Here is a 22,117-nt window from a genome sequence, read left to right on the forward strand (position 1 = left end):
GGGGTCATTGGGGAATCTACGGATGTATCCGCTCTGATGCGAGGTCTTGCCCCGTATGCACCGCATAGGCTCGCTGCAAGCGCTTTTAGACCCTCATGGCTCCAGCACCCGATCCGGCCTCTGGGGCACCCATCCCCGTGGTGGTGGCCGGTGCCCTGGGCCGCATGGGCGCCGAGGTGGTGCGTGCCGTGCTTGCGGCCCCCGATTGCACCCTGGTGGCCGCCATCGACACCACCCCTGGTAAAGAAGGTGCTGATCTGGGCCTGGAGCTCGGCCTAGGCGAATTGGAGCTGGCGATCACCGGCGATTTCGAGGGGGCCCTGTGCCAAGCCAGCCAGGCGGCACGGCAGGGCGGAGCAGCCGTGCTGGTGGATTTCACCCACCCCTCGGTTGTCTACGAGCACACCCGCGCCGCGATCGCCTATGGCGTGCACCCGGTGATCGGCACCACGGGCCTCTCGCCAAGGCAGCTGGCTGATTTGGCCGCCTTCGCCGAGAAGGCGAGTGTGGGTGGTGCCGTGATCCCCAATTTTTCGGTTGGCATGGTGCTGCTGCAGCAGGCCGCCGCCGCCGCCGCCCGCTTCTACGACTTCGCCGAGCTCACCGAACTGCACCACAACCGCAAGGCCGATGCCCCCAGCGGCACCTGCATCAAAACCGCCGAGCTGATCGAGGAGCTGGGTAAATCCTTTAACCCCCAGCAGGTGGAGGAGCACGAAACCCTGGCGGGCTGCCGCGGCGGCCAGCGCGACAGCGGCCTGCGCCTGCACTCGATCCGCTTGCCGGGGCTGGTGGCCCACCAAGAGGTGATGTTTGGTGCTCCCGGTGAGACGTACACCCTGCGCCACGACACGATCGAGCGCTCCGCCTACATGCCCGGCGTGCTGCTCACCGTGCGCAAGGTGCGCCAGCTGGCTGGCCTGGTGTATGGCCTGGAGCGGCTGATCTGATGCTGCTTCCCTTGCGCCCCGGCGAGCTGCTGCGCCTGATCCCAGCGGTGGCCACCGGCCCCCAGTTCAACGCCTGCACCGGCAATCCCCGCAAGGTGCTGCAGCGGGTGCTGATCTCGGTGATCGGCGCGGTGATTGCCCTATTAATCAGCCAAACCCTGCTGTTCTCCAGCCAGTTCGGCCCGGTATTCCTGGTGGTGGGCTTTGTGTTTGCCCTCTACCTGCTCTGGGGACCGATCCTCGAGGCGGGCCAGAAAAATTCCACCCTGCGCCGCTATCCGGCTGCAGCCCTGTTTGAAGGCCAGATAGTCGATTTATATACCCGCGAAATCGTTGAGGAGCGCCGCGAACAGGCCAACAACGACGGCCGCCTGGAGCTGGTGGAAAACCGCCGCACCTGGCTCACCCTCGAGCTTGAGGACGAAGAGGGCTATCTCGGCAAGGTGCGCTTCCCCTTTGAAAAAAAACACCAGCAGATTCGTGCCGGCATGGTGGTGCGGGTGTTGGTGCTGAGCGAGCGCAAGGATTTTTCTCAAATAGGGGCGATCAGCGACGCCTGGCTGCCCCAGCTCAAGCTTTGGGTTGGTGAATACCCCTTCCTGCTGCGACCGGCCTTTGAGGAGCTCTGCCTGAAGCGATTCCGCTGATCCAAGCGCAGCATTTTCCCGGAGCCGCAGTTACAAGCTGCAATATTGCGTTACACTTGCGGAAAGCACGCGTCAGGTTTCCATGACTCAGATCACCCCCTCTATCGAAGCGGCCACCATCCGCGGCGCGACCGTTACCACCGAAGACGGCGGCCGTCTCAATGCTTTTGCCACCGAGCCCCGCATGGAAGTGGTTTCAACCGAAAGCGGCTGGGGCTTCCACGAGCGCGCCGAGAAGCTCAATGGTCGTATGGCCATGCTCGGCTTCATCGCCCTGCTTGCCACTGAATACGCCCTGGGTGGTGAGTCCTTCACCCGCGGCCTGCTTGGTATCGGCTGATCTACCCGCTCTCGCAACTGCCTGAGCCTTTGCTACACCAATTGCCGCAGCTCTTCTGCTGCGGCTTTTTTGTGCCCGATCCACGGGCTGATCTGCCATCGCCATGGTCGAGTCCAAACCGGTTCTGAGGGCCCTGGTGAATGGGGCGGGCCCCACCGGTGCCCTCACGGCCTTTGCCCTAGCCGACGCTGGCTGGCAGGTGCAGATCAGCGATCCCCTGCCCGCCGCTGTGCTGCTCGAGCGCAGCCGCGCCTACGCCTTCACCCATTCCAGCCAGCGCCTGCTGGAGCAGCTGGGGCTGTGGTCAGCCGTGCAGGCGGTGCTGGTTCCCTTCCGCTCTCTGGAGCTCCTTGATCTGGCCACCCAGCGCCAGGTGCCTTTCTGCTTGGCGGATCTGGGCTCGCGGCGGGCGGCGGCACCGGCGGCGGCCGTGGGTTGGGTGGGACAGCACCGGCCTCTGATGACCCTGCTGCTGGAGCGCCTGGGCGCCCATCCCGCCATCACCCTGGAGTTGGGCACGCCGCCGCCGCACGCCGCCGCCAAGCAGCCGCCGCACGACCTGATCGTGGCGGCCGACGGCCCCCACTCCCCTAGCCGCGAGGCCCTCGGCATTGGCGCGTTTCAGTGGGCCTATCGCCAAAACTGCCTCACGGCCCTGGTGCAACTCCGCGGCAGCGCCGACGACCAGGCCTGGGAGCTGCTGCGGCCCGAGGGGCCTTTTGCGGTGCTGCCCCTGGGTGATGGTCTGTTCCAGCTGGTTTGGAGTGCCCCAGCCCAGCGCTGCCGCCAACTTGAAAGCCTCGGCGACTCAGCCTTCCTTGATGCCCTGGCCGGTGCCCTGCCAGACCAGCTTCAGCCCGATGCCCTGCTCGATGATCCGCGCGCCTTCCCGGTGGCCCTGCTGCTGGCCCGGCGCCTGCACCGCGGCCATACGGTGTTGGTGGGGGAGAGCGGTCACCGCTGCCATCCAGTGGGCGGCCAGGGGCTAAACCTCTGCTGGCGCGATGTGGCCACCCTGCATCGCCTGGCCCGGCGTGCAACGGCCGGGCGGCTTGCCGTGCACCGCTTGCCGGCGGCCTATGCAAGGCGGCGTTGGCCGGATTTGCTGCTCACCCTGCTGGCTACCGATCTGCTGGTGCGGTTTTTCTCGAATCGCTCGCCCCTGCTGCTGCCCCTGCGCCACCTGGCCCTGCTGCTGCTGGCCAAGCTTGCTCCCCTTCGCCAGCTCAGCCTGTCCGCCATGACCGATGGCCCTTGCCAGCTGCTGCGCCGCTGATCAGCATGGGCTATCCGGGGCCGCATGCGTGGTGATCAGCACCAGTTCCCAACCGCCGCCTTCGGCGGCGCTGCTGCGTCTTCTGCGCAATCAATTCGGACTGAGCGAGAGCGCCCTGGCCCTGGGATTGCGCCAGGCCCAGCAGGAGCAAGCGCCCCTGCCGGTGGTGCTCTGGCGCTTCGGGCTGATCAGCCTGGAGCAGTTCGATGCCCTGCTGAGTTGGCAGGATCAGGAATAGATGATCAGCGACTCCACGGGCTGATCTTCAGGCAGCTTGCGGCGCCCTTCCAGGGCCGCCAGTTCGGCCACAAAGCCGAAGCCACACAGTTCACCACCAGCCGCAGCCACAAGCTCGGCGCAGGCCGCCGCGGTGCCGCCGGTGGCCAGCAGATCGTCGATGATCAGCACCTTGGAGCCATCGGCCAGGGCATCGCTGTGGATTTCCAGCCGGTCGCTGCCGTATTCGAGGGCGTAATCCACACCCGTAACTTCCCCGGGCAACTTGCCGGGCTTGCGCACTGGCACAAAACCCAATCGCACGGCGGTGGCAAGGGCTGTGCCCACGATGAAGCCCCGCGACTCAATGCCCACGATCAGGTCTGGCTGCAGCCGCTCGCATACTGCGCTCAGCTGACGGATCACTTCCTGCCAGCCGTCCGGGTCGCGCATCAGCGGCGTGAGGTCGCGAAACAGGATGCCGGGCTTGGGAAAATCAGGCACATCGCGCACAAATTCCCGCAGGTCTGGGGCCATGAACGTGACGGTTGGGTGCACTTGCTGGCATCATCGCAGCCATGCCCCTGCATTCAATCGCTCCTGAATCGACCGCCCGGCTTCCCCGCCGCGGCCTCGAACGCCTCGACCTGCTGTTGCTCAGCGCCGAGGCCCTCGACCTCAACGGCGGTGAGGCAATGGTGTGGATGAGCGAGCAGATGGGCTTCACCACCCTCTTCCCAAACCGGGTGGAACTGTGGAAACGCCGCTGCACCAACCCCCTGCGCCGCACCACTCGCCGCGAAGGTCTGGAGCCAGCTGAAACCGACGCCCTGATCCGCATTCTTTGCGCCTTGGCAGACCGCCTCTACCCCCTGCTGCGCGGCCTGCTCTCCAGCGCCGAGCCGCCTGAAGTGCTCAGCCAGCGTTGGAACCTATTCCGCAGCCGTTTGGCCGATCTGGTACGCCAGCGCATGAACCTCCGTCGTGGTGGCGTGCAACTGTTGCTCGATCCCGAGTCAGGTGCCCGCGAGTCGCGGCTGCTGATCCAGGCCCTGGCCCTGGGCTCCGGGGTTGGCGGTTTTGAGCGGCTGCGCGCCAGCCTGCTGGATGCCCAGCCATGATCCAGCCCCTGAGCCTGCAATGAAGCAAGTACTGCAGTTTGACCAACTCAGCTGCCGCCTCAAGGTGGAGGGTCTGCCGGACGTGTCGGTCGGCCAGAGCGGCCAGAACCTCGGCATCATCACGGGCTGGAGCTTGGCCTGGGCCGGGCGCCCCGAGCTTGAGGGCCGCAAGGAGCACCTGCTAGCCCTGATGCAGGTGGTGCTGCCCTATGCCCGCTACTTGATCAGTGGTGTGCCGCGTCGCTTTGGCGCCGAGCCCGAGCCGGTGGAGATAGGTCCGGGGCCAGAGGGCGGCCATGGCCTGCTGCTGCGCAGTAGCCAGCCGGACACGCCCCCTTTACAGCTCAATCTCGATGATGCCGAGCTGGCCGATCTGGTGCGGGTGCTGGATCAATTGCGCCTCGATTCGCGGCTGCAGTTGCCCCTGGAGCTGCCTGAGCCCATGCCCCTGAAGGGCCGCGAGCTGCTGGAACGCCGCTCCCTTGCCCAGCGCCTTGCAGCGCCGCTGGCAGGGCTCCTAGCTGTGGCCGTGGCCTCCGGGCTAGGGCTGCTAATACCAGAACCCAAGCCCGGGCTCGAGCCAACGCAGCGTCCAGCTGCCGCCCAAGCTAAGTAGCCGCTATTGACGTAGCCGGCTAGCTGGTCACACTTGGGTATCGATGAGAGAGTTTGAATTGGGTCCATGGCGGCGCTGACCTGGTCGGAATTGCGGATTCGGGTGGCTCGACTTGGGGCCTCCCTCGATGTGGTCGTGCGCAGTGATCCGGAGGTTTGCGGGCTCAGCGGCGACGACTTCCGCATCTCCCTGCATCACGGCGGCCAGGGGGATTGCACCGTGGCAGATCTCTCCTTGATCGACTGCCCCAACGAGTTGGTGCTGATGGAATTCGAGCGCTGGATGCGCGGTGCCGGTTACGTCCTCGAGGTATGACCTCCCCCCGTAGCCGCGCCCTGCAATTGCCCACCACAGGCGCGTCGACACGCCGGGTATTTCGCCGCCGCCACCGCCCGGCCCGCTGGCGTCAGGCCGCTATCGCCCTGCTGCTGGGCGCTGCCGGCACCGGGCTGATGCTGGCCTTGCTGCAGTTACCGGAGCGCTTCGACACCTTTTTGGTGCTGAGCACCGCCCTAGCCAATCTGATCGGCGGGGTGAAGCAGGCGCTTTGGGGACTGGTGCAATTGCTGGCGGTGGTGCTGCTGGTGCTCGCTGCCATTGCGGCCCTGGGCTTGGTGGTTGCTGGGATCATCCGTCTTGTGCGAGCTCTATGGCCCCAGCCCAGCCGCCGCAACTAGTTCTGGAGACTCTCAGCAATGGGAAAACACAAGAAAAGCGATAAAGACACCAACTCGAGCAAGCCCCAGCCACCCCATTTTGGGCCCCTCAGCGATCGCTACTACCCGTCACCTTTGCTGGAAGATCTGGCCAGCAATGGGGGCCGGCTAGATCGCAAGGTTTACGAGAAAGAGCTCACCCGGCTGCAGGTGGAGCTGGTAAAAATGCAGTACTGGCTGAAGGCCTCTGGCTTTCGGCTGATCGTGCTGTTCGAGGGCAGGGATGCGGCCGGTAAGGGCGGCACGATCAAACGAATCACCGAACCGCTAAACCCCCGCGGCTGCCGGGTGGTGGCCTTGGGCACCCCCTCTGATCAACAGAAAACCCAGTGGTACTTCCAGCGCTACGTAGAACACTTCCCTTCAGCTGGGGAGATCGTCGTATTTGATCGCAGCTGGTACAACCGAGCTGGGGTGGAATCGGTAATGGGCTTCTGCACACCAGCCCAAACGGAGGAGTTTCTGCAGAGCTGCCCGGAATTTGAGCGGATGGTGGTGCGCTCTGGAATCGTGCTGCTCAAGTATTGGTTTTCAGTGAGCGATGTGGAGCAGGAAAGCCGCTTCCAGTCCCGTATCGAAGATCCCACCCGCCGCTGGAAGCTCAGTCCGATGGACTTGGAGGCCCGCAACAAGTGGGAAAGCTTTTCAGCCGCTAAAGATCATATGTTCGCTCACACCAACATCCCCGAAGCGCCCTGGTTCACCGTGGAGGCAGACGACAAACGCCGCGCCCGCCTCAATTGCATTCACCACCTGCTCAGCAAGATCCCCTACGAAGACATGACACCTCCAGCGATCAAGCTGCCGCCCCGCAAGCCACCCGAGGGCACGGCTCGTCCGCCACGTAACGAGCAGTTCTTCGTGCCCAACCAGTACCCCTAACCGTGTAGGCGCGCAAACCAGAGGCCAGCCAGCTGGTAGGAGCTCCACAGGAACGCCAATAGAAACAACCAATTCAGCCAGGGGGGACGCTGGGGACTCTCTGGGGCCATGAACAGCCAGGCTGGGTTGGTAGCCCCCAGATTCGCACCACAGGAATTTGTAGGCCATAAAAAAGCAGGGATTGCTCCCTGCCTGATCACCACTCCCTTCGTGGCGCTCAGGAGCAGCCTAGAAAAGATGGGATCAAGTGAGCCAAACCCATATCTTTTGAACCGCATCACGCAACGTGACGGTCTGGGCCGTCGCATTGGCCTGGGGCGGCAGCCCCCGTAATATGCCGCAACTTCACTGATCCGATCTGGCCTGGAAATGGGCAACCCAATCAGTCGTGAACTGTTTTTGGCAAGGGCCCGATCCCGTTTTGGCGATCAATACGACTACGCAGCCATCCTCTACAGGAGCTACAAGTCCCCTATCAAGATTCGCTGCAATAGGCATCCGGTCAAAGAGATTTCGATCACCCCCGAGAAGCACCTTCAAACCACCGGCGGCTGCAAATACTGCCTAAGGGAGAAGCGCATAATCAATCTCGAAAGGGAGCTCAACCGCGCCTGCGCGGAGCCCGCCGTAGCAATGCGCCCCTTCAGCCACCTTCATGACTGATGCCAGACCAGCCCTGCAAGCACTTGCGGGGCTGGGAACTGCTGATGTCATTGGAACGGAGAGGGCGGGATTCGAACCCGCGGAAGCTTTCACTTCGCTGGTTTTCAAGACCAGAGCCATCAACCACTCGACCACCTCTCCAGAGGGTCGGTGCGGCAGTGCCACACCGAAATTTTATCTTAATTGGTCAGTTGTTGCCCGGTTTAGCCAAAGGCAGTAGGCACTTGTCTGAATCGCAGCCAGCTGGACCTGCCTCCACCAGCTCACCGCGGTCGTAGCGCTGAAGAGCTTCAAAGAAGCAGGTGGTGCTGCGCCGGGCGGCCACCTCAGCGTTGAGTCGCAGGTAGGTAGCGTGGTCGATTGGTTCAAATGGCAGCCGCGGGAAAGTAGCATTTGCATCAAAGCGGGCCAGCAGGGCTGCGGATATGTAGCCCTCGCCTTGATCGATTGCCTGATAAATGGCATCTGCCAGTGGTTCTATTTCGTTTTCGCGGAACTCCACCGTGGCTGAGGTGTTGTGGGCTGTGTAGTGCTTCTGCACCTGCATGTAAAAGTCGAATTGGGCCAGAGCTGAGAAGTTGTTGATCTCCACCGCATCGGCACCGGGGATATTTGCCCAGCTCACTTCGGTGGGGATTTCCACCAGCCACTCAGTGCAGCGGGGATCAAACGGATCATCCAGCAGGCGGCCCTGTTCGTCCTTATCGCTTTGCGAGGGCACGATTGTGTAGCCGTAGTCCATGCAGGCGAGCGCCACCGGATCGTTCTTGCGGAAGGTGATGCGACGGATGAAGCGCTGGGCCTTGGGGGGGTGCCAGCCTGGTGAGGCGCCGGTGAGCAGGCTCTTGGTGCCGGCGGGCTGCACGGTGGTGCAGCGATTGGGGCGACGCAGGCCGTGGCGATCGCAGTAGTCCCACACCGACTGGTTGACGATCTGTTTCCAGCGGCTGAGGAATTCGGCCTCCTTTGCCTTGAAGGCCAGGCCTTCGGCCGTGTTGGGCCGCCCCGCTTCCCACCAGGTGAGCCAGGGCGTGCCAAAGGCGTGTACAAAGAAGTCGAATAGGCCGGTGAAGCTCACGCCCACGATCGGATCCCAGGCGCGGCTCTGGCGGTAGCGCTCCACCTCGAAGCGATGATTTAGCAGGCAGGCCACGGCCAGGCCGGCGGCACGGAAGGCCTCCTCCTGGGACACCAGATCGGCGGGGTCGATCTGGTTGAGGTGGATTTCAGCCAGATTGCAGTGGAAGTCGGCGCCGAGGATCTCGCCGCAGGGGTTGAGGCCGTAGCGGCCCAGGCGATGCTCCAGTTCGGCGGCGCTGATCTCGGGGTGGTGGGTGGTGAGCCAGCGGCCGGCTTGCTCGCGGCCTTGGTCGCAGTAGATGCCGATGAACTCTGTGCGCAGCTCTGGGGTGCTGAGCAGGTCGGCGTTGGAGCGGGCGATGGCTTCGGGAGCGAACTGGATCGCGCCCTCACCGCTCTGGAACTGCTTAACAACAGCCTCCAGCACCGTGGCCCGGTCGGGCCGGTTGTGGAAGACCCGGGTGTGGTTGGCCATGCGCAGTGAATCCCTTTCCGGATCGATGCTCCAGTTGCCCTCGCTGTCCTGCTGCCAGAGGTTCTCCTTAGCTCCGGCGGCGGAGTTGTCGTCGGCGCAGAACTGGCGCATGCCGGCGCTGCGGCGGATGTTGCCGGCAACGATCGTGACGGCAGCCTCATCGATCAGCAGGCAGCACTCAACCGAGGTGAGCTGGCGGCCTTGGGCCTTATTGAGGATCTGGGCTACGCGGCCGTAGAGGTCCTTGAGTTTCACCGGATTGGCCATGCCACCGAAGCCCTTGAGGGTTTCGCCCACGGGCCGCACGTCGGAGAGATCGACGCTGATTTCGATGGGGCTGGTGGGGTCAAAGCGCTCGTCGCTACAGAGATTGAGCAGCAGCTGATAGCTGTCCACCCAGCCGCGGCGCGTGTCACCCACCTTGATTGCAACCCGGTTGGCCTCGATGCCGTGGCTGGTGTGCTCCTGGCGTTGGCCAGCCGGAGTGGCACCGATATCGGTCACGGCGGCGATGCTGAGCCGGTTGCGCACCGCCGGCAGGCGCCCAATCAGGTGCGGCTCGATGATGGCGCCGGTGCCGCAGCCCATCATCGCCAGGTCCATCATCAGACCGAAGGCTTCCCAGTCCACCAGGTTGGTGGAGGTGCAGTTGTAGGCGCCAGAGAAATTTTGCTGTTGTTCGATCCATTGGGTGCCGCCGATCCACAGCCAGCGTCCGGAAGGCAGAGCCTTCTGCTGCTGCTGCATGCGGCGCATCAGCTCAACCTCCGCCTCGCTGAGGTTGCCCAGCTTGCTCAGACCGCCGAGGTTGCGCTCAGCCACCTGGTGCCAGCTTTCCCTGCCGGTCTCGGTCTTGCGGCTGTAGGTCCGGTAAAACACCGGGTTGGCAGCAGGAGCGGAAGCTGGAAAGTCCAGAGCCTCGCCCGCCGGTCTGCCGCTGGCGGCGGCAAAAGCCTTTTCAGCCGCCGCAGTTTCGGCGTTCTGACTGGCGGCTGTAGGGGGCGTGGCTGAGAGCGTCACAGGCAGTACGGCCCGAAGGTGAGCCGAACCATAACGCCACAGGTGGGGTGTGCAACACCTGGTAGACACCAGCGACAGTGCGCCGCCCAGCAAGGCTGCGCCACAATGGATCTGGAAATCTTGAATTCGATGCAGCGCATTCCGGAGCCGGAGCTGATGGACGAGGCAGGCCAGGTGCTGGCCTATGCCCAGGCCGATTTCGCCGCCTCCGATGCGGCGATGGTGGAGCGGCTAGCTCAGCTCTGCGGTGATGATCCCGGCACGGCCCTGCTTGATCTGGGTTGCGGCCCGGGCAACATCAGCTTGCTTCTGGCCGGCCGTTGGCCTGCTGCAAAGGTTTTAGGGCTCGACGGGGCGCCACGGATGCTTGCGGTGGCGCGCGAGCGCCTGGCCGGAGTGTCGCCGGATTTGGCGGCTCGGCTGCGCTTTGTGCAGGCGCTGTTGCCCCTTGCTGCCGCAGGCGAGCTTGAAGCTCACTTCTCGGCGGTGGTGAGCAACAGCCTGTTGCACCACCTGCATGATCCGGCGGCGCTTTGGCAGACGGTGGCCCAGCTCGGCGCCCCTGGGGCCTTTGTTTATGTCCAAGACCTGCGCCGGCCCGATAACGGCGAGGCAGTTGAGACCCTGGTGGCCGCCGAGATGGCGAGCGCCCCGGAGGTGTTGCGCCACGACTACCGCGCTTCCCTGCATGCGGCCTTCACCCCAGAGGAGGTACAGCAGCAGCTGGAGCAGGCCGGGCTCGCCGCCCAGCTCCAGGTGGCGCCGCGGCAGGAGCGCTACCTGGAGGTGTCGGGCCGGCTCAATTAAGCGGCCTGGCAGGCTGAGCTAATGATCAGCAGCACAAGCAGCACTCCAGAACTGCAGGCCCTGGCCGAGGCCGTGGCCCGGCGGCGCAACTTCGCGATCATCTCCCACCCAGACGCGGGCAAGACCACCCTCACCGAGAAATTGCTGCTCTACGGGGGAGCGATCCAGCAGGCCGGGGCCGTGAAGGCCAAAGGGGAGCAGCGCAAGGTGACCTCCGACTGGATGGAGCTCGAGAAGCAGCGCGGCATCTCTATCACTTCAACGGTGTTGCAGTTCGACTACAGCGGCAGCACGATCAACCTGCTGGATACCCCTGGCCACCAGGACTTTTCAGAAGACACCTATCGCACCCTGGCCGCCGCCGACAACGCGGTGATGCTGGAAGACGCGGCCAAGGGCTTGGAGCCCCAGACGCGCAAATTGTTTGAGGTGTGCCGCATGCGGCGCATCCCGATTTTCACCTTCATCAACAAGATGGATCGGCCTGGGCGGGAGCCCCTGGAGCTGCTCGATGAGATCGAGCAAGAGCTGGGTCTGGCCTGCTGGCCGGTGAACTGGCCGATCGGCAGCGGCGATCGCTTTCGCGGCGTGATCGATCGCCGCAGCCACGACGTGATCCTGTTTCAGCGCGCCGAGCGCGGCCGCCAGAGCGAGGAAAAGCTGCTCACGGTGCAGGAAGCCCGCGATACGGGGGCCGTGGAGCCGGAGCTCCTGGCTCAGGCCCTTGAGGAACTGGAGTTGCTGGAGGGGGCTGGTGCCGACCTCGACCTTGAGCTGGTGCACGCCGGTGAGCTCTCCCCTGTTTTCTTTGGTTCGGCGATGACCAACTTCGGCGTGCGGCCGTTTCTTGATGCCTTTTTGGAGCTGGCCCAGAAGCCGGTGGGCCGCGCCAGCAATGCCGGTGAGATCGATCCTATCGGCCCCGGTTTCAGCGGCTTTGTATTCAAGCTGCAGGCCAACATGGATCCGCGCCACCGCGACCGAGTGGCCTTTGTGCGGGTGTGCAGCGGCAAGTTTGAGAAGGACATGACCGTGCAGCACGCCCGCACGGGCAAGGCCATTCGCCTATCGCGCCCCCAGAAGCTGTTCGGCCAGGACAGGGAGGTGGTGGAGGACGCCTACCCCGGCGACGTGATCGGCCTCAATAACCCGGGCATGTTCGCCATTGGCGACACCCTCTATCTGGGCCAGAAGGTGGAATACGAGGGGATTCCTTGCTTCTCGCCGGAGATCTTTGCCTGGTTGCGCAACCCCAACCCATCGACGTTCAAAAGCTTCCGCAAGGGTGTCAATGAGCTGCGCGAGGAGGGGGCGGTGCAAATCCTTTACGACACAGATGAAAGCAAGCGCGATCCGATCCTGGCGGCGGTGGGCCAGCTGCAACTGGAGGTGGTGCAATACCGGCTTGAGCACGAATACGGCGTGCAGACGCGGCTTGAACCGCTCGGTTTTGCGGTAGCTCGCTGGGTGGCCGGCGGCTGGCCAGCGCTGGAGCAGGTGGGGCGGATCTTCAATTGCAAGACGGTGCGGGATGCCTGGAACCGGCCGGTGCTGCTGTTCAAGAACAGCTGGAACCTTGGTCAGCTGGCGGAGGAGCACCCGCAACTGGAGCTGAGCGCCGTGGCGCCGGTGGTGAGCGGAGTGGAGCCGATCAACCTTTAAGCCGATCAACCTCTAAGTCGATCACCCTTTAATCCGTACAGGCGGCCGCGCCCATGTCAAGCAGGGGCGATACCGGCGGCGGCCCCGAGCGCTCCATATCCTCACCCCATTCGGCAAGAGCCATGGCTTCCTTCCTGTCTCTGTGGAAGGCCTGCGGTCCGGTAGCTGTGCCCCTACTGATTTTATCGGTGGCGGTATTCACCGTGGGATTTGATCGCTGTGCGTTTTGGTGGCGCTGGTTTGCCCGTGGTCGCCGCTCGTGGCGGCAGCTGCGTACGGCGCTGGCGCAGGCACCTTCTGCGGAGGTGCGCCTTCAGTTGCTTGACGACTGTGACCACCAGATGACTTGGGGTGAGCCCTTGCTGCAGGCAGCAGTGGTGCTGGCTCCGCTGCTGGGCCTGATCGGCACGACGGCTGGCTTAATGGCTGTGCTGAAGCAACTAGGAAGCCAGCTGCTGCTGCCGCCCGGCGCTCCCTTGGCCGGCTACGGCGACGTGTTACTTCCCACCCTGCTTGGTCTGCAGATCACTTTTGTGGCGATGGCGTTGCTGTTGCTCAACCAGGGGCTGCGCCGCTGGCAGTTGCGTCATTGCGCCAACCCCTGATGCAGCAGCCAAGCGCCGCACAACCAGGGCTCTTAACCGCCTTGGTGCCCCTGGTGGCAACCAGCATCACCGTGTTGCTGGCAGTTGCTGCCCTGCCCAGCCTGGTGCAGCAAGCCAACCTGAGAGTGCACCCCGAGCCCGCCCTTCGCGGCGGTGATGTGTTGGTTGTGGCCCGCGCCGCATCCGGCCGCTGGATTCTCAACGGTGCCCCCCAAGCGGATGAGGGCCTGCTTCGCCAACTGCAGGCTCGCCCGCCCGCAGTGGTGGCTGTGCGTTTCCAGCCCTCGGCTGGCTTGGCCAGCGCTGAGGTGGCCGCCTCTCTCGATTGGTTGCAGCACCACTCCCGCTTGCCGGTGCTGGTGGAGTGGCCGGGAGGAATGCGGTGAAGCAAGCCTGGCTGCTGCAACCCTCATCCCATGCGCTGCTGGCAACGGCTCTATGCGCTTTTTCCCTGGGCCTGCTGCTGCTGCCCCAGGTGAGGCTGCAGCGCCCGTTGGCCCAGGGGGTAATCAGCCTGCACCTCGCTGCCGACGGTGGCCTGAGGCTCTGGAACCAGCCCATTGCCGCCGCCGAGCTGCGGCGCTTGCTTGCCGCTCCGGCCCTGCGCAGCAGGGCGAATCGCCTGCGGATCGTGCCCGATCCCGACACCCCCTGGGGTGACGTCCGCCGCCTGCTCAGCCAGCTCGATTCCTTGCCACTGCACCTTGAAATCCAACTTCCTGCACCTACACCCAAAGCTGGCTGAGCCGATGGTGCGGCGCTGGGCTCCTGCCCTGCTGGCCGCCCTTATTTGCCAGTTGCTGCTGCTGATGGCCCTACCCCAGCCCGGAAGCGATGGCCGCCGCCCTCGCCGGGCCGTGCTGGAAGAGGACACGGCCACCCTGCTGCGCTGGAGTCGCACGGCTTCAGGCTTGGGCACGACTAGCTCCCTGGCCACGATTCCGCTGCAAGGTCTGGCAGGCCTGCCGCCGCCGCCACCCTCCAGCCTGCCCGCTGGTGCTTTCGCCGGCGACTCCCAAAGCGAGCAGGGCCGCCGCCAGCCCGTTGCCGCGGCTAGCGGGCCGCCAACTACAAGCAATTCCGCAGGCCTGCCGCGCCAGCCCAGCGAGGCATTTCGCCTGGCCCGGCAAGTGGCCACGGGTGGGCGGCCCAGGGAAGCTGGTACCGCCTTGGTGGCCCTGCAGCGGCGCCAGTGGTGGCTGCTTCCCGGCCAAGAGCGTGCCCTTCAAGCCCTATGGGATGGAGGCAAGGAGCAGGAATTACCAGCGAGCCTGGGCACCTTGCCCGAAGACATCAGCCTGCGCCTCAGCAGCCCCAGCGCCGCCGCGCCCCTGGCCCTCGCTGAGCTCCATGGCCGCTCATTAACAGATGGATATCGGATTTGGCTCTTCTGGCAGCAGGGCGAGAGCCTCTGGCTGTTGCGGGGGGCTTTGCTGGGGCCACCAACGCCACCCCCACCCGCCCTAACCGGGTCTTAAACCCGGGACTACCGAGCCTTTGCTTGGCAGCGCAGCTGGCTCCATAGCGTTGTCCCAGCCCACTGGCTTGCTCCTCGATGGTGTTCACGCCCTCTCTTCAGCCGGGTCGCAGCGATAGCTTCCGCGATCTGCTTGAGACCAGCTATGAGAAGCGCAGTTTGGTGCACCTTGCGGCGGGAAGCCAGGTGCCCCTGCTTAAGCGCAGCGTTTGGCTGGTTGTGCGGGGCATGGTGAAACTCACGGCGATTTCGATCCATGGTGATGAGTTGCTGCTTGGGTTAGCCGGCCCTAACGAGCCCTTCGGCGATCCCCTCACCAATGTTGAGGCCTATGCGGCCAACACCTTGGTAGATAGCGACCTGCTCTGCGTCAGCTGCGAAGAAATTCAGCGCTCGCCCAATTTGGCTATGGGCCTGCTTCAGGGCATGGCCTCTCGCTACCGCCAAAGTGAGGCCCTGCTTGCCCTGCTCGGCCTGCGCCGCATCGAAGATCGGGTGCGCGGGTTCCTTGAGTTGCTCGCCAACGACTACGGCCAGCCCTGTGAGCAGGGCCTGCGCCTTCAGGTGAAGCTCACCCACCAGGAGTTGGCCAGCACCCTCAGCACCACCCGGGTCACGGTGACCCGGATTCTCGGCTCCCTGCGCGATGAGGGCTGGCTCCACATCGATAGCCAGCGACGGCTGGTGGTGAGCCATCTCCCCCAGCAGCGCAACCAGCATCGATGAATCAGCCGTCCATACGGCTGTTGCTCGTTTACTCCGACTGCACCGCAGCCACCTGCCTGCATCAAAAGCTTGGCGATGAGGGCTACGAAGTAACCGTTTGCACTGATGCAGAGCAGGCGAACTCCAAGTTGGGGCCAAGTTTCAACTGGGATTTGCTTGTGCTGGATGGCAGCCTGGGCGAAACAGCCCGGCAGCTGTGCCGCCAGGTGCGCTCGGCCCGCACGCCGATTCCGGTGCTGCTGCTATGCCCTGGAGTCTCCGAGACCGACCGGGTACGGGGCCTCGAAGACGGCGCCGATGACGTCCTACCCAGTCCCTTTGGACTGGCGGAATGCCTGGCCCGCTGCCGTGCCCTGGTGCGCCGCCACCAACTCGGCGCGGAAAGCTCGCTTTCCTTGCGCTGCGGCCGGGTTTCCATGCTTGTGGAGGAACACCGGGTGTGCCGCGATGGTGCCGAGGTGAGCCTGTCGCCACGGGAATTTCGACTACTTCACTTCTTTTTGAAGCATCCCCGCCGGATCTGGAGTCGCGATGAGCTGCTGGCTCGGGTGTGGGGAGAAAGCGAAGCCGTGGAGCTCGATCCCAAGACCGTGGATGTGCATATCCGCTGGCTGCGCCTCAAGTTGGAAGAGAATCCCGCCCAACCGAGCTTGATCACCACGGTTCGCGGCCAGGGTTACCGCTGTGGTTAAAGCAACGTTCTGGGGGGTTGAGCTGGCCGGCGAGAATGGCGACATGCAGCCTTCCTTGCTCGTAGTCGAAGACGACGAAACGATTCGCGAAACGATTCGCGAAGCCCTAGAGCTGGAGGGGTTCAGCGTCCAGGCCTGTGGCAATGGCCGCGACGCCCTGCAAATGCTGCAGCGGGCGCCCGATGGCCAACAATTTTCCCTGGTGGTGCTGGATTTGATGCTGCCGGGAATGGGTGGGCTGGATGTTTGCCGGCAGCTACGACAACACAGCAACCAAACGCCGATCCTGGTGGTGAGTGCCCGTGACACCGAAACCGACCGGGTGCTGGGGCTGGAGGTGGGTGCCGACGACTACCTGGTCAAACCCTTTGGCATGCGGGAGCTGGTGGCCAGGTGCCGGGCCCTGCTGCGGCGCTCATCTAGCCAGACCAGCCGGGCCAAGGTGCTGGAGCACGCCAACCTCTGCATCTACCAGGACGAATGCCGGGTGACGCGGGACGGAGTGGAGGTAAACCTATCGCCGAAGGAATATCGATTACTGGAGCTGTTTATGCAAAATCCTCGGCGGGTCTGGAGCCGCGATCAGCTGCTGGAGCAGCTTTGGGGTATCGACTACATTGGCGACAGCAAAACCGTTGATGTGCACATCCGCTGGTTGCGGGAGAAGTTGGAGGAGAGTCCATCAGCCCCGGTGCATTTGATTACGGTGCGGGGTTTTGGTTATCGCTTTGGCTAGAGCCCTTGAGCTGCTGCTCGCGTTGAGCCTGGGGATAGGGCTAGGCCTGCTTGCCAGCCCACTTATCAGCCTTGGAGTGGCCTCCTGGCGGCGTAGAGCTGGCATGAACCGCCCCCTGCCCCCAGCCCGGCAGCTGCTGAGCTGGATGGATTCCGCCGCCATTGGCTGGATCCTGCTGGATCGCCAGGGCCTGATCGGCCATATCAACCCAAGGGCGGAGCGGATCTTGCAGCTTGATGCCGGCCGCCTATTGCTCAGCCAGCCCTTCGGTGATGTCTGCCCAGATCCAGACCTAGCCAGCAGCATCCGCATTGCCCGCCGCCAGGATCGGCCCCAGCGGCTGGAATTGCACTCCGGCGGCCATGACCTAGACGCCATGGTGGTGCCGGGACGAGATGGCTGGTTGGTGGTGCAACTGCAGAGCCGCCGCTCCCTTGATGCCCAGCTCGAGCAGCAGGAGCGCTGGGTTAGTGATGTGGCCCATGAATTGAAAACCCCCCTCACCGCCCTGCTGCTGGTGGGCGACAGCCTCGCTGCCCAGGTAAATAGCCAGAATGCGCGACTGGTGGAGCGGTTGCAGAGGGAATTGCTGCGGCTGCAGGAGCTGGTGGGCGACCTACTTGAGCTTTCCCGCCTCGAAAATACCCTGCCCGGGACGGCCTCACGGGCCATGGTGGTGGATTTGCCCCAGCTGGTGGAGCAGGTATGGACCAGCGTGCGGCCGCTGGCAGATCAACGCCAGATAGCTCTTGAGCTTTTTGCACCAGCACAGTTGCGGCTGAGCGGCGACAATTCCCGCCTGCACCGTGCCCTGCTCAACCTTTTTGATAACGCCCTGCGCTATAGCCCCGATGGTGGGGTGGTGAGGGTAAGCCTTGATCGCCGCGGTGAGTGGTGCCAGCTGAGCGTGGCTGATCAGGGACCCGGGCTTAGCGAAGAAGACCTAGCCCATATGTTTGAACGTTTTTACCGAGGTGATCCATCTCGGGCCCGAAGTAAACGGATCGGCAGTGGCCTGGGCTTATCGATCGTGCAGCAGATCGCCGTTACCCACGGCGGACGGATCCAGGCCAGCAACCAGGCTGAAGGCGGCGCCGTGCTTGAGATGATCCTGCCGGGCGTAGTCGACAGCGTCAGCCCTGGCTAGCTTGATCAGGTATTAGGACAAGCGCTTGAGGCCATGCATTTTTGGGCTCCCGAGATTGATCCATCCCATCCGATGGACTGCACCCAGGCTGAGCGATATGCCCTGAAACGTCTTAGCGATGGCACATTTCTGGCCATTGCCGGCGAGGATCAGCGACTCGTCGATGTTGATAGCACTTCTGATGCCTTCCTTTTTCATACCCACGAAGCTGCCCTGCGAGCCGCCACTGAGCTGAATCGCGGCGGCCGCGGTCCGTTAGATGTGGTGAAGATTGAGTGGGAGCGAGCCTGAGCGCCTCAGGGATCATGGCGAAGGCCACCACAAGGCCATCTCTAGGGGATATCGTTACCAGCTTCTTGGCGTTCCTCCTGGCCGGACGACTTAGCGCAAAGCGGCCACTCTGGAAATGGAGATTATCGTCTCACCAGATGGACTGATCTCGAATGTTGAATATAATCGATCGGTTCGTGTTCGTATGAATCCTTGAGCCTTTTGTCCACTGCTCCTCCACTGGCTCGTGAAGGTGGAAAGTATCAGTCATACTGGAGGCAGTTGAGATTGGTTTATGTCGCGGTTTGGTGAGCTGCTGCGGGCGGCCAACAACCTCAAACTGCTTGCCGCGATAGGTCGCAGTGGCGGCGATCTGAACTCGATAGCCGATCTGCTCGACAATATGATCGACAGCCCCCAGATGGTCGATTCGATAAGGCGCTTTAAGGCGGTGGCTGGTGGAGCAGAAATGCTCGAGCAGCGCTATCCGCCGCTGCAGCCCGACATCGAGCGGCTGATCCAGCTTCCAGTGGGGAGCTTGGGCCGCAGCTACGCCGAGCTGATCCGTAGGCTCAACTACGACCCGGAATTTTTCCGGCCGCGCCCGATTGATAGCGAGGCCCAATGGCTCACCCAACGGGTAGCCACCACCCACGACATCCACCATGTGGTGGCTGGCTTTGGCACCTCAGCAGCAGGCGAAAGCGGCGTGCTGGCGATCACCGCCGCTCAAATCGGCTTTCCCGCCTATGTGCTGCTCACCACCGCCGGCCAACTAGCCAGCTTCCGCCTTCAGCTGCAGCGCTATGAGGACTTAGCCCAGGCGGTGGCTCACGGCATGGCGATCGGCCATCAGGCCCACTGCTTGATGGCGGCCCGGTGGGAGGAGGGCTGGGAGCGGTCCATTAGCGATTGGCGCCTGGAGCTGGGAATAAATGATCCGGCTGATGGCGCGGCCTATGGATTGCCTGCCTAGAAATGAGGCTTATGGCCCCACCAGCGGAATCACTGAGTCAGCTGCTTCTGTTTGATCCCCCTGACATCAGGCTCATTTGCCTTTGCGCTGCGCCAGTTTTGTAAAGGAGCGCTATGAAGCAACCCCGAGCGCTCCCACTTATTAACTCCATGTCAACCGAAAAATTGGGTCTGAGGCCCATCGAGCCTGAAGCGGACCTGGATAAAGCAGAGCCTTCGTCGATTCTGTACGGCGCTCCAGCTGGTGCGATGCAGCCAGATCAGGACTACCGGCTTCTTGAGCACTCCTATCGCAACTCACCTGAATACGCAGCGATGGTGGAGCGCTATCCCCTACTGCGGAGCTTGATATCAGCCTGCGTTTCTTCTGAACTGGTTGGTCATCCGCTGGTAATAGCTTGCGTGGAGCAACCTACTTTGACGCTGCAGTGGGATCGTAGCCACGGTGAATAATGTTTTGGCAATCCTCTCCATGGTCTATGCTGCACTACTCACTTAGTGTCTAAGAGAATGTCTGAAATCGAGGAAATTAATAAGCTTGTCACTTTTGGGCTTGTAGACGGCAAGCTTCGTATTCTCCAAGTCAATGCAAATGTCTGGGGGGACGTTGCCGGTAGCATTCAGGGCAGTGTTCGTGGTGATATACATGGAGACGTTGAAGGAAGTGTAGAAGGATATGTCGGACGCGATGTTGGTGCAAATGTTGGCCGCCATGTTTTAGGTAATGTTAATGGCAATGTAGAGGGAAGCGTTTGGGGTGACATTAAGGGCGATGTATGGGGTAACGTTTTTGGAAAAGTTGAGGGAAGCTCTGAAGAGTAGCTCGGCACTCTCTTGGGTTTTGCTGTTGCCAGCGTATTTTGGCATCAGGAAATGATGAATTAAATTTTTGCAGTTTGGTGGCTCGCAAGATGGGCTACGGTTAGTAATATCATCTATTTTGGAATCTATTCGGCTAGCGATAACAGTAATCCTCCTCCGGCGATGAGCAGAAGTCCTGTCCAGCTAGTAGCTGAAGGGCGTTCGCCAAGAAAGGTGAATCCGATAAGAGCTACTAACAACAAGCTGAGGCGGTCAATGGGCACCACTAATGATGCATCTCCCTGTTTCAATGCCCTAAAAAAGCAGAACGAAGACAGTCCGCTGGCAATGCCGGAAAGGGTTATGAATACCCAAGTCTGTTGTGATAGTTCAAATGGATTGCTCCATTTGCCGGTTGCAATGATTAGCAATGGCAAGAATATTGAAACGACCACTGTGCGGATAAGGGTGGCTAGGTCGGCCTCAATGTTTTCAAGTCCTACTTTGCCGAGTACGGCAGAAGCACTAGCAAAAATTGCTGATAAAAAAGCCCATGTAAACCAAAGGGGTAGGGCTGGAAACGGGCTCATTTGAATCTATTACCCGTATCGGTCATGCTGGTTTCATTCTAGCCAAGTATCTCTGTTGAACTGTGAGCAATCAAACCCGCAATGTTATGCAGCGTGCCTGCCCCGGTCTCAGGAAGGAAGTCACCTCTTTGATTCGTGCATCTGGGGGCTCTGCGGAGCCATCGTCTCCGGTAGATGGCCGGTTTTAACCCAGATCGTGCAACCGATTTCGCTCCATGGCCTGTGCACGCTGCCGGGCGGATTGCGCAGCCAGCTGCCAGCCGGATAGGTGCCGTGTTCATCATTGAATACGCCTGCGAGCACCAGAATCTCCTCCCCACCTGGATGGCTGTGGGTCTGAAACACCGTTCCCGCTGCCCATCGCACTAGGGCTAGGTGTTCAGAGCCAAAGGCGTGCAGCGGCAGCACATCCAACCCCCTGACCAGTCCTGGAAGCCAGGCTTCTTTATTGGTGTTTATCACCAGCTGTTGCTGACGTCTGCCGAGCCCTGGAGGTTTCTCTGGCGACTTACCACCGCTGGCAGCATCTGTACGGGGGAATGAAAGCCACAGTGGCCAAACGCCTCCATCCGTAAGGCTTCTCAGAAGTGGGCGGCCCTATGCCTGCCTTGCAGTCGACCTGGCCCCTTGCACCCGGTCATCTGCGGAAACCTAAGACAAACAGCATATTAAGTTTTGCGACCAACTTGGCAGGTTCCGCGAAATCGAATATGATCGGAATTATGTAGTTTAAAGCCAATGACTCATATCTTTGTTCGCCTCCTTCGTTGCGGGTTTGTGCCCGTCATCCTGGCTGGCGCAGCTTCTTCATCTTTTGCTCAGTCGTCTGTTGGTGGGTTGGTCAATGGACAATCGGAAACGGAGCAATTGCAGCTTCAAGAGATGAGCCGCACCAATCAAGCCAATATTAAGGCGCTTCAAGCGGATTCTCAATCGTTAACAAAAAATGCTGTGGGCGTGGGTTTCGTTATGGGCACTGGATTTATGGCGCTCCCCGCAGTTCAGCCTGCCTCAAGCTTCAACAACTACATTTGGTCAGATAATCAAGGGGTTTGGAAGTTGGATAAATTTGGCAAGCAGTGCGCCGTCTCTTCATCGTCATCGTCATCGTCATCGTCATCTTCGGATCCTTGCTCATAGTTTACAGATCCATCTTGGCTATCCCTCCTAGAGATTTGATTAGCGGCCTTGTATTTGCCTTAATCTTTTTTAAGGTTTTTCAATTCCCTAAGTCTTGGATCGACTTTTGGGTGTCTTCTGCCTTGCTCCGATGGGCTGATTTGATCGGATGTAATGATGGTCTTCATTTGTATGGGTGGTGTTAATGACCTTGCTTATGGCTTCGTGCAACTAGTACTAGCGTTTCTCGGCTACGTTCTGATCTCATAGTGAATATTCTAATGGTGGTGCATCATTGAATTAACAAGTTAGCTAACTCTGGCATGCTCGCCTGATTGTTATTGGTTGGAAAATACATAAGTCAGCCATGGGTGTAGCCAGGCTTCTTGGATGTACGGCATTGGTTCGCAAAGATTGAGGATCAGCAGCTTGTACTCAAACTCTCTCCGATCTGGTTAGTGAGAATCGTTCCGTCTGCTCCTTGGCAAAGGATATGTACGTGAGCGCA

The 22,117-nt window shown here is 61.8% G+C and carries 29 protein-coding genes, 1 tRNA gene and 1 pseudogene; 26 read left to right on the forward strand and 5 right to left on the reverse strand.

Annotated features, from left to right (window positions below; all coding sequences use genetic code 11):
• The first annotated feature begins 95 nt into the window (after positions 1 to 95).
• The 5 genes from dapB to KBY83_RS15410 all read left to right on the forward strand — a co-directional run bounded on the left by dapB (position 96) and on the right by KBY83_RS15410 (position 3,451).
• Positions 96 to 950: a 4-hydroxy-tetrahydrodipicolinate reductase gene (gene dapB / locus KBY83_RS07850; protein ID WP_255019032.1), complete on the forward strand. Its 855-nt coding sequence runs from the start codon at positions 96 to 98 to the stop codon at positions 948 to 950.
• Positions 950 to 1,597 (forward strand): hypothetical protein, encoded by a 648-nt coding sequence (locus KBY83_RS07855; RefSeq protein ID WP_106632998.1) that lies wholly within the window; start codon positions 950 to 952, stop codon positions 1,595 to 1,597. Before dapB ends, KBY83_RS07855 begins: the two co-directional genes overlap by 1 nt.
• An 82-nt stretch (positions 1,598 to 1,679) precedes the next feature.
• On the forward strand, positions 1,680 to 1,937 hold the full coding sequence (locus KBY83_RS07860; protein ID WP_106632999.1) for a high light inducible protein: 258 nt from the start codon (positions 1,680 to 1,682) through the stop codon (positions 1,935 to 1,937).
• A gap of 103 nt (positions 1,938 to 2,040) precedes the next feature.
• Positions 2,041 to 3,213 carry an FAD-dependent monooxygenase gene (locus KBY83_RS07865; protein WP_255019033.1) on the forward strand — a complete coding sequence of 391 codons (1,173 nt, stop codon included), beginning with the start codon at positions 2,041 to 2,043 and terminating at the stop codon, positions 3,211 to 3,213.
• A 28-nt stretch (positions 3,214 to 3,241) separates the two neighbouring features.
• Positions 3,242 to 3,451 carry a DUF2949 domain-containing protein gene (locus tag KBY83_RS15410; RefSeq protein ID WP_106633024.1) on the forward strand — a complete coding sequence of 70 codons (210 nt, stop codon included), beginning with the start codon at positions 3,242 to 3,244 and terminating at the stop codon, positions 3,449 to 3,451.
• Here the strand turns inward: KBY83_RS15410 and KBY83_RS07875 are convergent.
• On the reverse strand, positions 3,442 to 3,966 hold the full coding sequence (locus KBY83_RS07875; RefSeq protein WP_106633001.1) for an adenine phosphoribosyltransferase: 525 nt from the start codon (positions 3,964 to 3,966) through the stop codon (positions 3,442 to 3,444). The two genes, KBY83_RS15410 and KBY83_RS07875, sit on opposite strands and share 10 nt — an antisense overlap.
• Positions 3,967 to 4,007: 41 nt before the next feature.
• Here KBY83_RS07875 and KBY83_RS07880 point away from each other — a divergent pair, with 41 nt between their 5' ends.
• From KBY83_RS07880 to KBY83_RS07905, 6 genes are all read left to right on the forward strand, one after another.
• Complete coding sequence (locus tag KBY83_RS07880; RefSeq protein WP_255019034.1) at positions 4,008 to 4,550, forward strand: DUF3038 domain-containing protein; 543 nt, start codon at positions 4,008 to 4,010, stop codon at positions 4,548 to 4,550.
• Positions 4,551 to 4,569: 19 nt separating this feature from the next.
• Positions 4,570 to 5,166 (forward strand): DUF4335 domain-containing protein, encoded by a 597-nt coding sequence (locus tag KBY83_RS07885; protein ID WP_255019035.1) that lies wholly within the window; start codon positions 4,570 to 4,572, stop codon positions 5,164 to 5,166.
• A 66-nt stretch (positions 5,167 to 5,232) separates the two neighbouring features.
• Entirely contained in the window at positions 5,233 to 5,481 is a 249-nt protein-coding gene (locus KBY83_RS07890) for a hypothetical protein (RefSeq protein WP_106633003.1), read from the forward strand.
• A complete protein-coding gene (locus KBY83_RS07895) occupies positions 5,478 to 5,843 on the forward strand; it encodes a hypothetical protein (RefSeq protein ID WP_255019036.1) in 366 nt (121 codons plus the stop codon). The genes KBY83_RS07890 and KBY83_RS07895 overlap by 4 nt, the downstream gene beginning before the upstream one ends.
• A gap of 18 nt (positions 5,844 to 5,861) precedes the next feature.
• Complete coding sequence (ppk2, locus tag KBY83_RS07900) at positions 5,862 to 6,764, forward strand: polyphosphate kinase 2 (protein ID WP_255019037.1); 903 nt, start codon at positions 5,862 to 5,864, stop codon at positions 6,762 to 6,764.
• Positions 6,765 to 7,133: 369 nt separating this feature from the next.
• Positions 7,134 to 7,427 (forward strand): hypothetical protein, encoded by a 294-nt coding sequence (locus tag KBY83_RS07905; RefSeq protein WP_106633007.1) that lies wholly within the window; start codon positions 7,134 to 7,136, stop codon positions 7,425 to 7,427.
• 56 nt (positions 7,428 to 7,483) lie between these two features.
• Here the strand turns inward: KBY83_RS07905 and KBY83_RS07910 are convergent.
• Both KBY83_RS07910 and nrdJ read right to left on the reverse strand, forming a co-directional pair.
• Positions 7,484 to 7,568: transfer RNA gene (locus KBY83_RS07910), tRNA-Ser, on the reverse strand.
• A 46-nt stretch (positions 7,569 to 7,614) separates the two neighbouring features.
• Positions 7,615 to 9,897: a ribonucleoside-triphosphate reductase, adenosylcobalamin-dependent gene (gene nrdJ, locus KBY83_RS07915; RefSeq protein WP_255019072.1), complete on the reverse strand. Its 2,283-nt coding sequence runs from the start codon at positions 9,895 to 9,897 to the stop codon at positions 7,615 to 7,617.
• A 234-nt stretch (positions 9,898 to 10,131) separates the two neighbouring features.
• Here nrdJ and KBY83_RS07920 point away from each other — a divergent pair, with 234 nt between their 5' ends.
• From KBY83_RS07920 to KBY83_RS07980, 13 genes are all read left to right on the forward strand, one after another.
• Entirely contained in the window at positions 10,132 to 10,809 is a 678-nt protein-coding gene (locus tag KBY83_RS07920) for a trans-aconitate 2-methyltransferase (RefSeq protein WP_255019038.1), read from the forward strand.
• 21 nt (positions 10,810 to 10,830) lie between these two features.
• Positions 10,831 to 12,471 carry a peptide chain release factor 3 gene (locus KBY83_RS07925; RefSeq protein ID WP_255019039.1) on the forward strand — a complete coding sequence of 547 codons (1,641 nt, stop codon included), beginning with the start codon at positions 10,831 to 10,833 and terminating at the stop codon, positions 12,469 to 12,471.
• Positions 12,472 to 12,593: 122 nt separating this feature from the next.
• Complete coding sequence (locus tag KBY83_RS07930; RefSeq protein ID WP_255019040.1) at positions 12,594 to 13,076, forward strand: MotA/TolQ/ExbB proton channel family protein; 483 nt, start codon at positions 12,594 to 12,596, stop codon at positions 13,074 to 13,076.
• Complete coding sequence (locus KBY83_RS07935; protein WP_255019041.1) at positions 13,076 to 13,462, forward strand: hypothetical protein; 387 nt, start codon at positions 13,076 to 13,078, stop codon at positions 13,460 to 13,462. The genes KBY83_RS07930 and KBY83_RS07935 overlap by 1 nt, the downstream gene beginning before the upstream one ends.
• On the forward strand, positions 13,459 to 13,821 hold the full coding sequence (locus tag KBY83_RS07940; protein WP_255019042.1) for a biopolymer transporter ExbD: 363 nt from the start codon (positions 13,459 to 13,461) through the stop codon (positions 13,819 to 13,821). Before KBY83_RS07935 ends, KBY83_RS07940 begins: the two co-directional genes overlap by 4 nt.
• Complete coding sequence (locus KBY83_RS07945) at positions 13,781 to 14,554, forward strand: hypothetical protein (RefSeq protein WP_255019043.1); 774 nt, start codon at positions 13,781 to 13,783, stop codon at positions 14,552 to 14,554. The genes KBY83_RS07940 and KBY83_RS07945 overlap by 41 nt, the downstream gene beginning before the upstream one ends.
• Positions 14,555 to 14,631: 77 nt before the next feature.
• Positions 14,632 to 15,279, forward strand: a complete 648-nt coding sequence (locus tag KBY83_RS07950; protein ID WP_255019044.1) for a Crp/Fnr family transcriptional regulator — start codon at positions 14,632 to 14,634, stop codon at positions 15,277 to 15,279.
• The gene (locus tag KBY83_RS07955) at positions 15,276 to 15,971 is read left to right on the forward strand and encodes a winged helix-turn-helix domain-containing protein (RefSeq protein ID WP_255019045.1); all 696 of its coding nucleotides are present in this window, start codon (positions 15,276 to 15,278) and stop codon (positions 15,969 to 15,971) included. The genes KBY83_RS07950 and KBY83_RS07955 overlap by 4 nt, the downstream gene beginning before the upstream one ends.
• Before the next feature lie 43 nt (positions 15,972 to 16,014).
• The gene (locus KBY83_RS07960) at positions 16,015 to 16,707 is read left to right on the forward strand and encodes a response regulator transcription factor (RefSeq protein ID WP_255019073.1); all 693 of its coding nucleotides are present in this window, start codon (positions 16,015 to 16,017) and stop codon (positions 16,705 to 16,707) included.
• A 103-nt stretch (positions 16,708 to 16,810) separates the two neighbouring features.
• Complete coding sequence (locus tag KBY83_RS07965; protein WP_255019046.1) at positions 16,811 to 17,854, forward strand: cell wall metabolism sensor histidine kinase WalK; 1,044 nt, start codon at positions 16,811 to 16,813, stop codon at positions 17,852 to 17,854.
• 33 nt (positions 17,855 to 17,887) lie between these two features.
• Entirely contained in the window at positions 17,888 to 18,145 is a 258-nt protein-coding gene (locus KBY83_RS07970; protein ID WP_255019047.1) for a hypothetical protein, read from the forward strand.
• Positions 18,146 to 18,419: 274 nt separating this feature from the next.
• Positions 18,420 to 19,100 carry a Coq4 family protein gene (locus KBY83_RS07975; RefSeq protein ID WP_255019048.1) on the forward strand — a complete coding sequence of 227 codons (681 nt, stop codon included), beginning with the start codon at positions 18,420 to 18,422 and terminating at the stop codon, positions 19,098 to 19,100.
• 509 nt (positions 19,101 to 19,609) lie between these two features.
• A complete protein-coding gene (locus tag KBY83_RS07980; RefSeq protein WP_255019049.1) occupies positions 19,610 to 19,921 on the forward strand; it encodes a hypothetical protein in 312 nt (103 codons plus the stop codon).
• Positions 19,922 to 20,046: 125 nt separating this feature from the next.
• Here the strand turns inward: KBY83_RS07980 and KBY83_RS07985 are convergent, their stop codons facing one another.
• Positions 20,047 to 20,490 carry an EamA family transporter gene (locus KBY83_RS07985; protein ID WP_255019050.1) on the reverse strand — a complete coding sequence of 148 codons (444 nt, stop codon included), beginning with the start codon at positions 20,488 to 20,490 and terminating at the stop codon, positions 20,047 to 20,049.
• A 120-nt stretch (positions 20,491 to 20,610) separates the two neighbouring features.
• Entirely contained in the window at positions 20,611 to 20,904 is a 294-nt protein-coding gene (locus tag KBY83_RS07990; protein ID WP_396093660.1) for a cupin domain-containing protein, read from the reverse strand.
• Positions 20,905 to 20,960: 56 nt separating this feature from the next.
• Between KBY83_RS07990 and KBY83_RS07995 the strand changes: the two are divergent.
• Together KBY83_RS07995 and KBY83_RS08000 are read left to right on the forward strand one after the other, a co-directional pair.
• Positions 20,961 to 21,056, forward strand: a pseudogene (locus KBY83_RS07995) (transposase); the annotation flags it as partial.
• A gap of 211 nt (positions 21,057 to 21,267) precedes the next feature.
• On the forward strand, positions 21,268 to 21,630 hold the full coding sequence (locus KBY83_RS08000) for a hypothetical protein (RefSeq protein WP_255019052.1): 363 nt from the start codon (positions 21,268 to 21,270) through the stop codon (positions 21,628 to 21,630).
• Positions 21,631 to 22,117 lie beyond the last annotated feature (487 nt).

The organism is Cyanobium sp. WKJ7-Wakatipu (genome assembly GCF_024345355.1).
Taxonomy (GTDB): Bacteria; Cyanobacteriota; Cyanobacteriia; order PCC-6307; family Cyanobiaceae; genus Cyanobium_A; species Cyanobium_A usitatum.

Bases quoted from the DNA above. Each gene is read 5' to 3' on its own strand.
- KBY83_RS07855 (WP_106632998.1), top strand. From the start codon at position 950: ATGCTGCTTCCCTTGCGCCCCGGCGAGCTGCTGCGCCTGATCCCAGCG.
- ppk2 (WP_255019037.1), top strand. From the start codon at position 5,862: ATGGGAAAACACAAGAAAAGCGATAAAGACACCAACTCGAGCAAGCCC.
- KBY83_RS07950 (WP_255019044.1), top strand. From the start codon at position 14,632: ATGGTGTTCACGCCCTCTCTTCAGCCGGGTCGCAGCGATAGCTTCCGC.
- KBY83_RS07935 (WP_255019041.1), top strand. From the start codon at position 13,076: ATGCAGCAGCCAAGCGCCGCACAACCAGGGCTCTTAACCGCCTTGGTG.
- KBY83_RS07955 (WP_255019045.1), top strand. From the start codon at position 15,276: ATGAATCAGCCGTCCATACGGCTGTTGCTCGTTTACTCCGACTGCACC.
- KBY83_RS07905 (WP_106633007.1), top strand. From the start codon at position 7,134: ATGGGCAACCCAATCAGTCGTGAACTGTTTTTGGCAAGGGCCCGATCC.
- KBY83_RS07965 (WP_255019046.1), top strand. From the start codon at position 16,811: ATGAACCGCCCCCTGCCCCCAGCCCGGCAGCTGCTGAGCTGGATGGAT.
- KBY83_RS07975 (WP_255019048.1), top strand. From the start codon at position 18,420: ATGTCGCGGTTTGGTGAGCTGCTGCGGGCGGCCAACAACCTCAAACTG.
- dapB (WP_255019032.1), top strand. From the start codon at position 96: ATGGCTCCAGCACCCGATCCGGCCTCTGGGGCACCCATCCCCGTGGTG.
- KBY83_RS07895 (WP_255019036.1), top strand. From the start codon at position 5,478: ATGACCTCCCCCCGTAGCCGCGCCCTGCAATTGCCCACCACAGGCGCG.
- KBY83_RS07960 (WP_255019073.1), top strand. From the start codon at position 16,015: ATGCAGCCTTCCTTGCTCGTAGTCGAAGACGACGAAACGATTCGCGAA.
- KBY83_RS07865 (WP_255019033.1), top strand. From the start codon at position 2,041: ATGGTCGAGTCCAAACCGGTTCTGAGGGCCCTGGTGAATGGGGCGGGC.
- KBY83_RS07860 (WP_106632999.1), top strand. From the start codon at position 1,680: ATGACTCAGATCACCCCCTCTATCGAAGCGGCCACCATCCGCGGCGCG.
- KBY83_RS07885 (WP_255019035.1), top strand. From the start codon at position 4,570: ATGAAGCAAGTACTGCAGTTTGACCAACTCAGCTGCCGCCTCAAGGTG.
- KBY83_RS07925 (WP_255019039.1), top strand. From the start codon at position 10,831: ATGATCAGCAGCACAAGCAGCACTCCAGAACTGCAGGCCCTGGCCGAG.
- KBY83_RS07985 (WP_255019050.1), bottom strand. From the start codon at position 20,490: ATGAGCCCGTTTCCAGCCCTACCCCTTTGGTTTACATGGGCTTTTTTA.
- KBY83_RS07930 (WP_255019040.1), top strand. From the start codon at position 12,594: ATGGCTTCCTTCCTGTCTCTGTGGAAGGCCTGCGGTCCGGTAGCTGTG.
- KBY83_RS07980 (WP_255019049.1), top strand. From the start codon at position 19,610: ATGTCTGAAATCGAGGAAATTAATAAGCTTGTCACTTTTGGGCTTGTA.
- KBY83_RS07880 (WP_255019034.1), top strand. From the start codon at position 4,008: ATGCCCCTGCATTCAATCGCTCCTGAATCGACCGCCCGGCTTCCCCGC.
- KBY83_RS07970 (WP_255019047.1), top strand. From the start codon at position 17,888: ATGCATTTTTGGGCTCCCGAGATTGATCCATCCCATCCGATGGACTGC.
- KBY83_RS07890 (WP_106633003.1), top strand. From the start codon at position 5,233: ATGGCGGCGCTGACCTGGTCGGAATTGCGGATTCGGGTGGCTCGACTT.
- KBY83_RS07920 (WP_255019038.1), top strand. From the start codon at position 10,132: ATGCAGCGCATTCCGGAGCCGGAGCTGATGGACGAGGCAGGCCAGGTG.
- KBY83_RS07875 (WP_106633001.1), bottom strand. From the start codon at position 3,966: ATGGCCCCAGACCTGCGGGAATTTGTGCGCGATGTGCCTGATTTTCCC.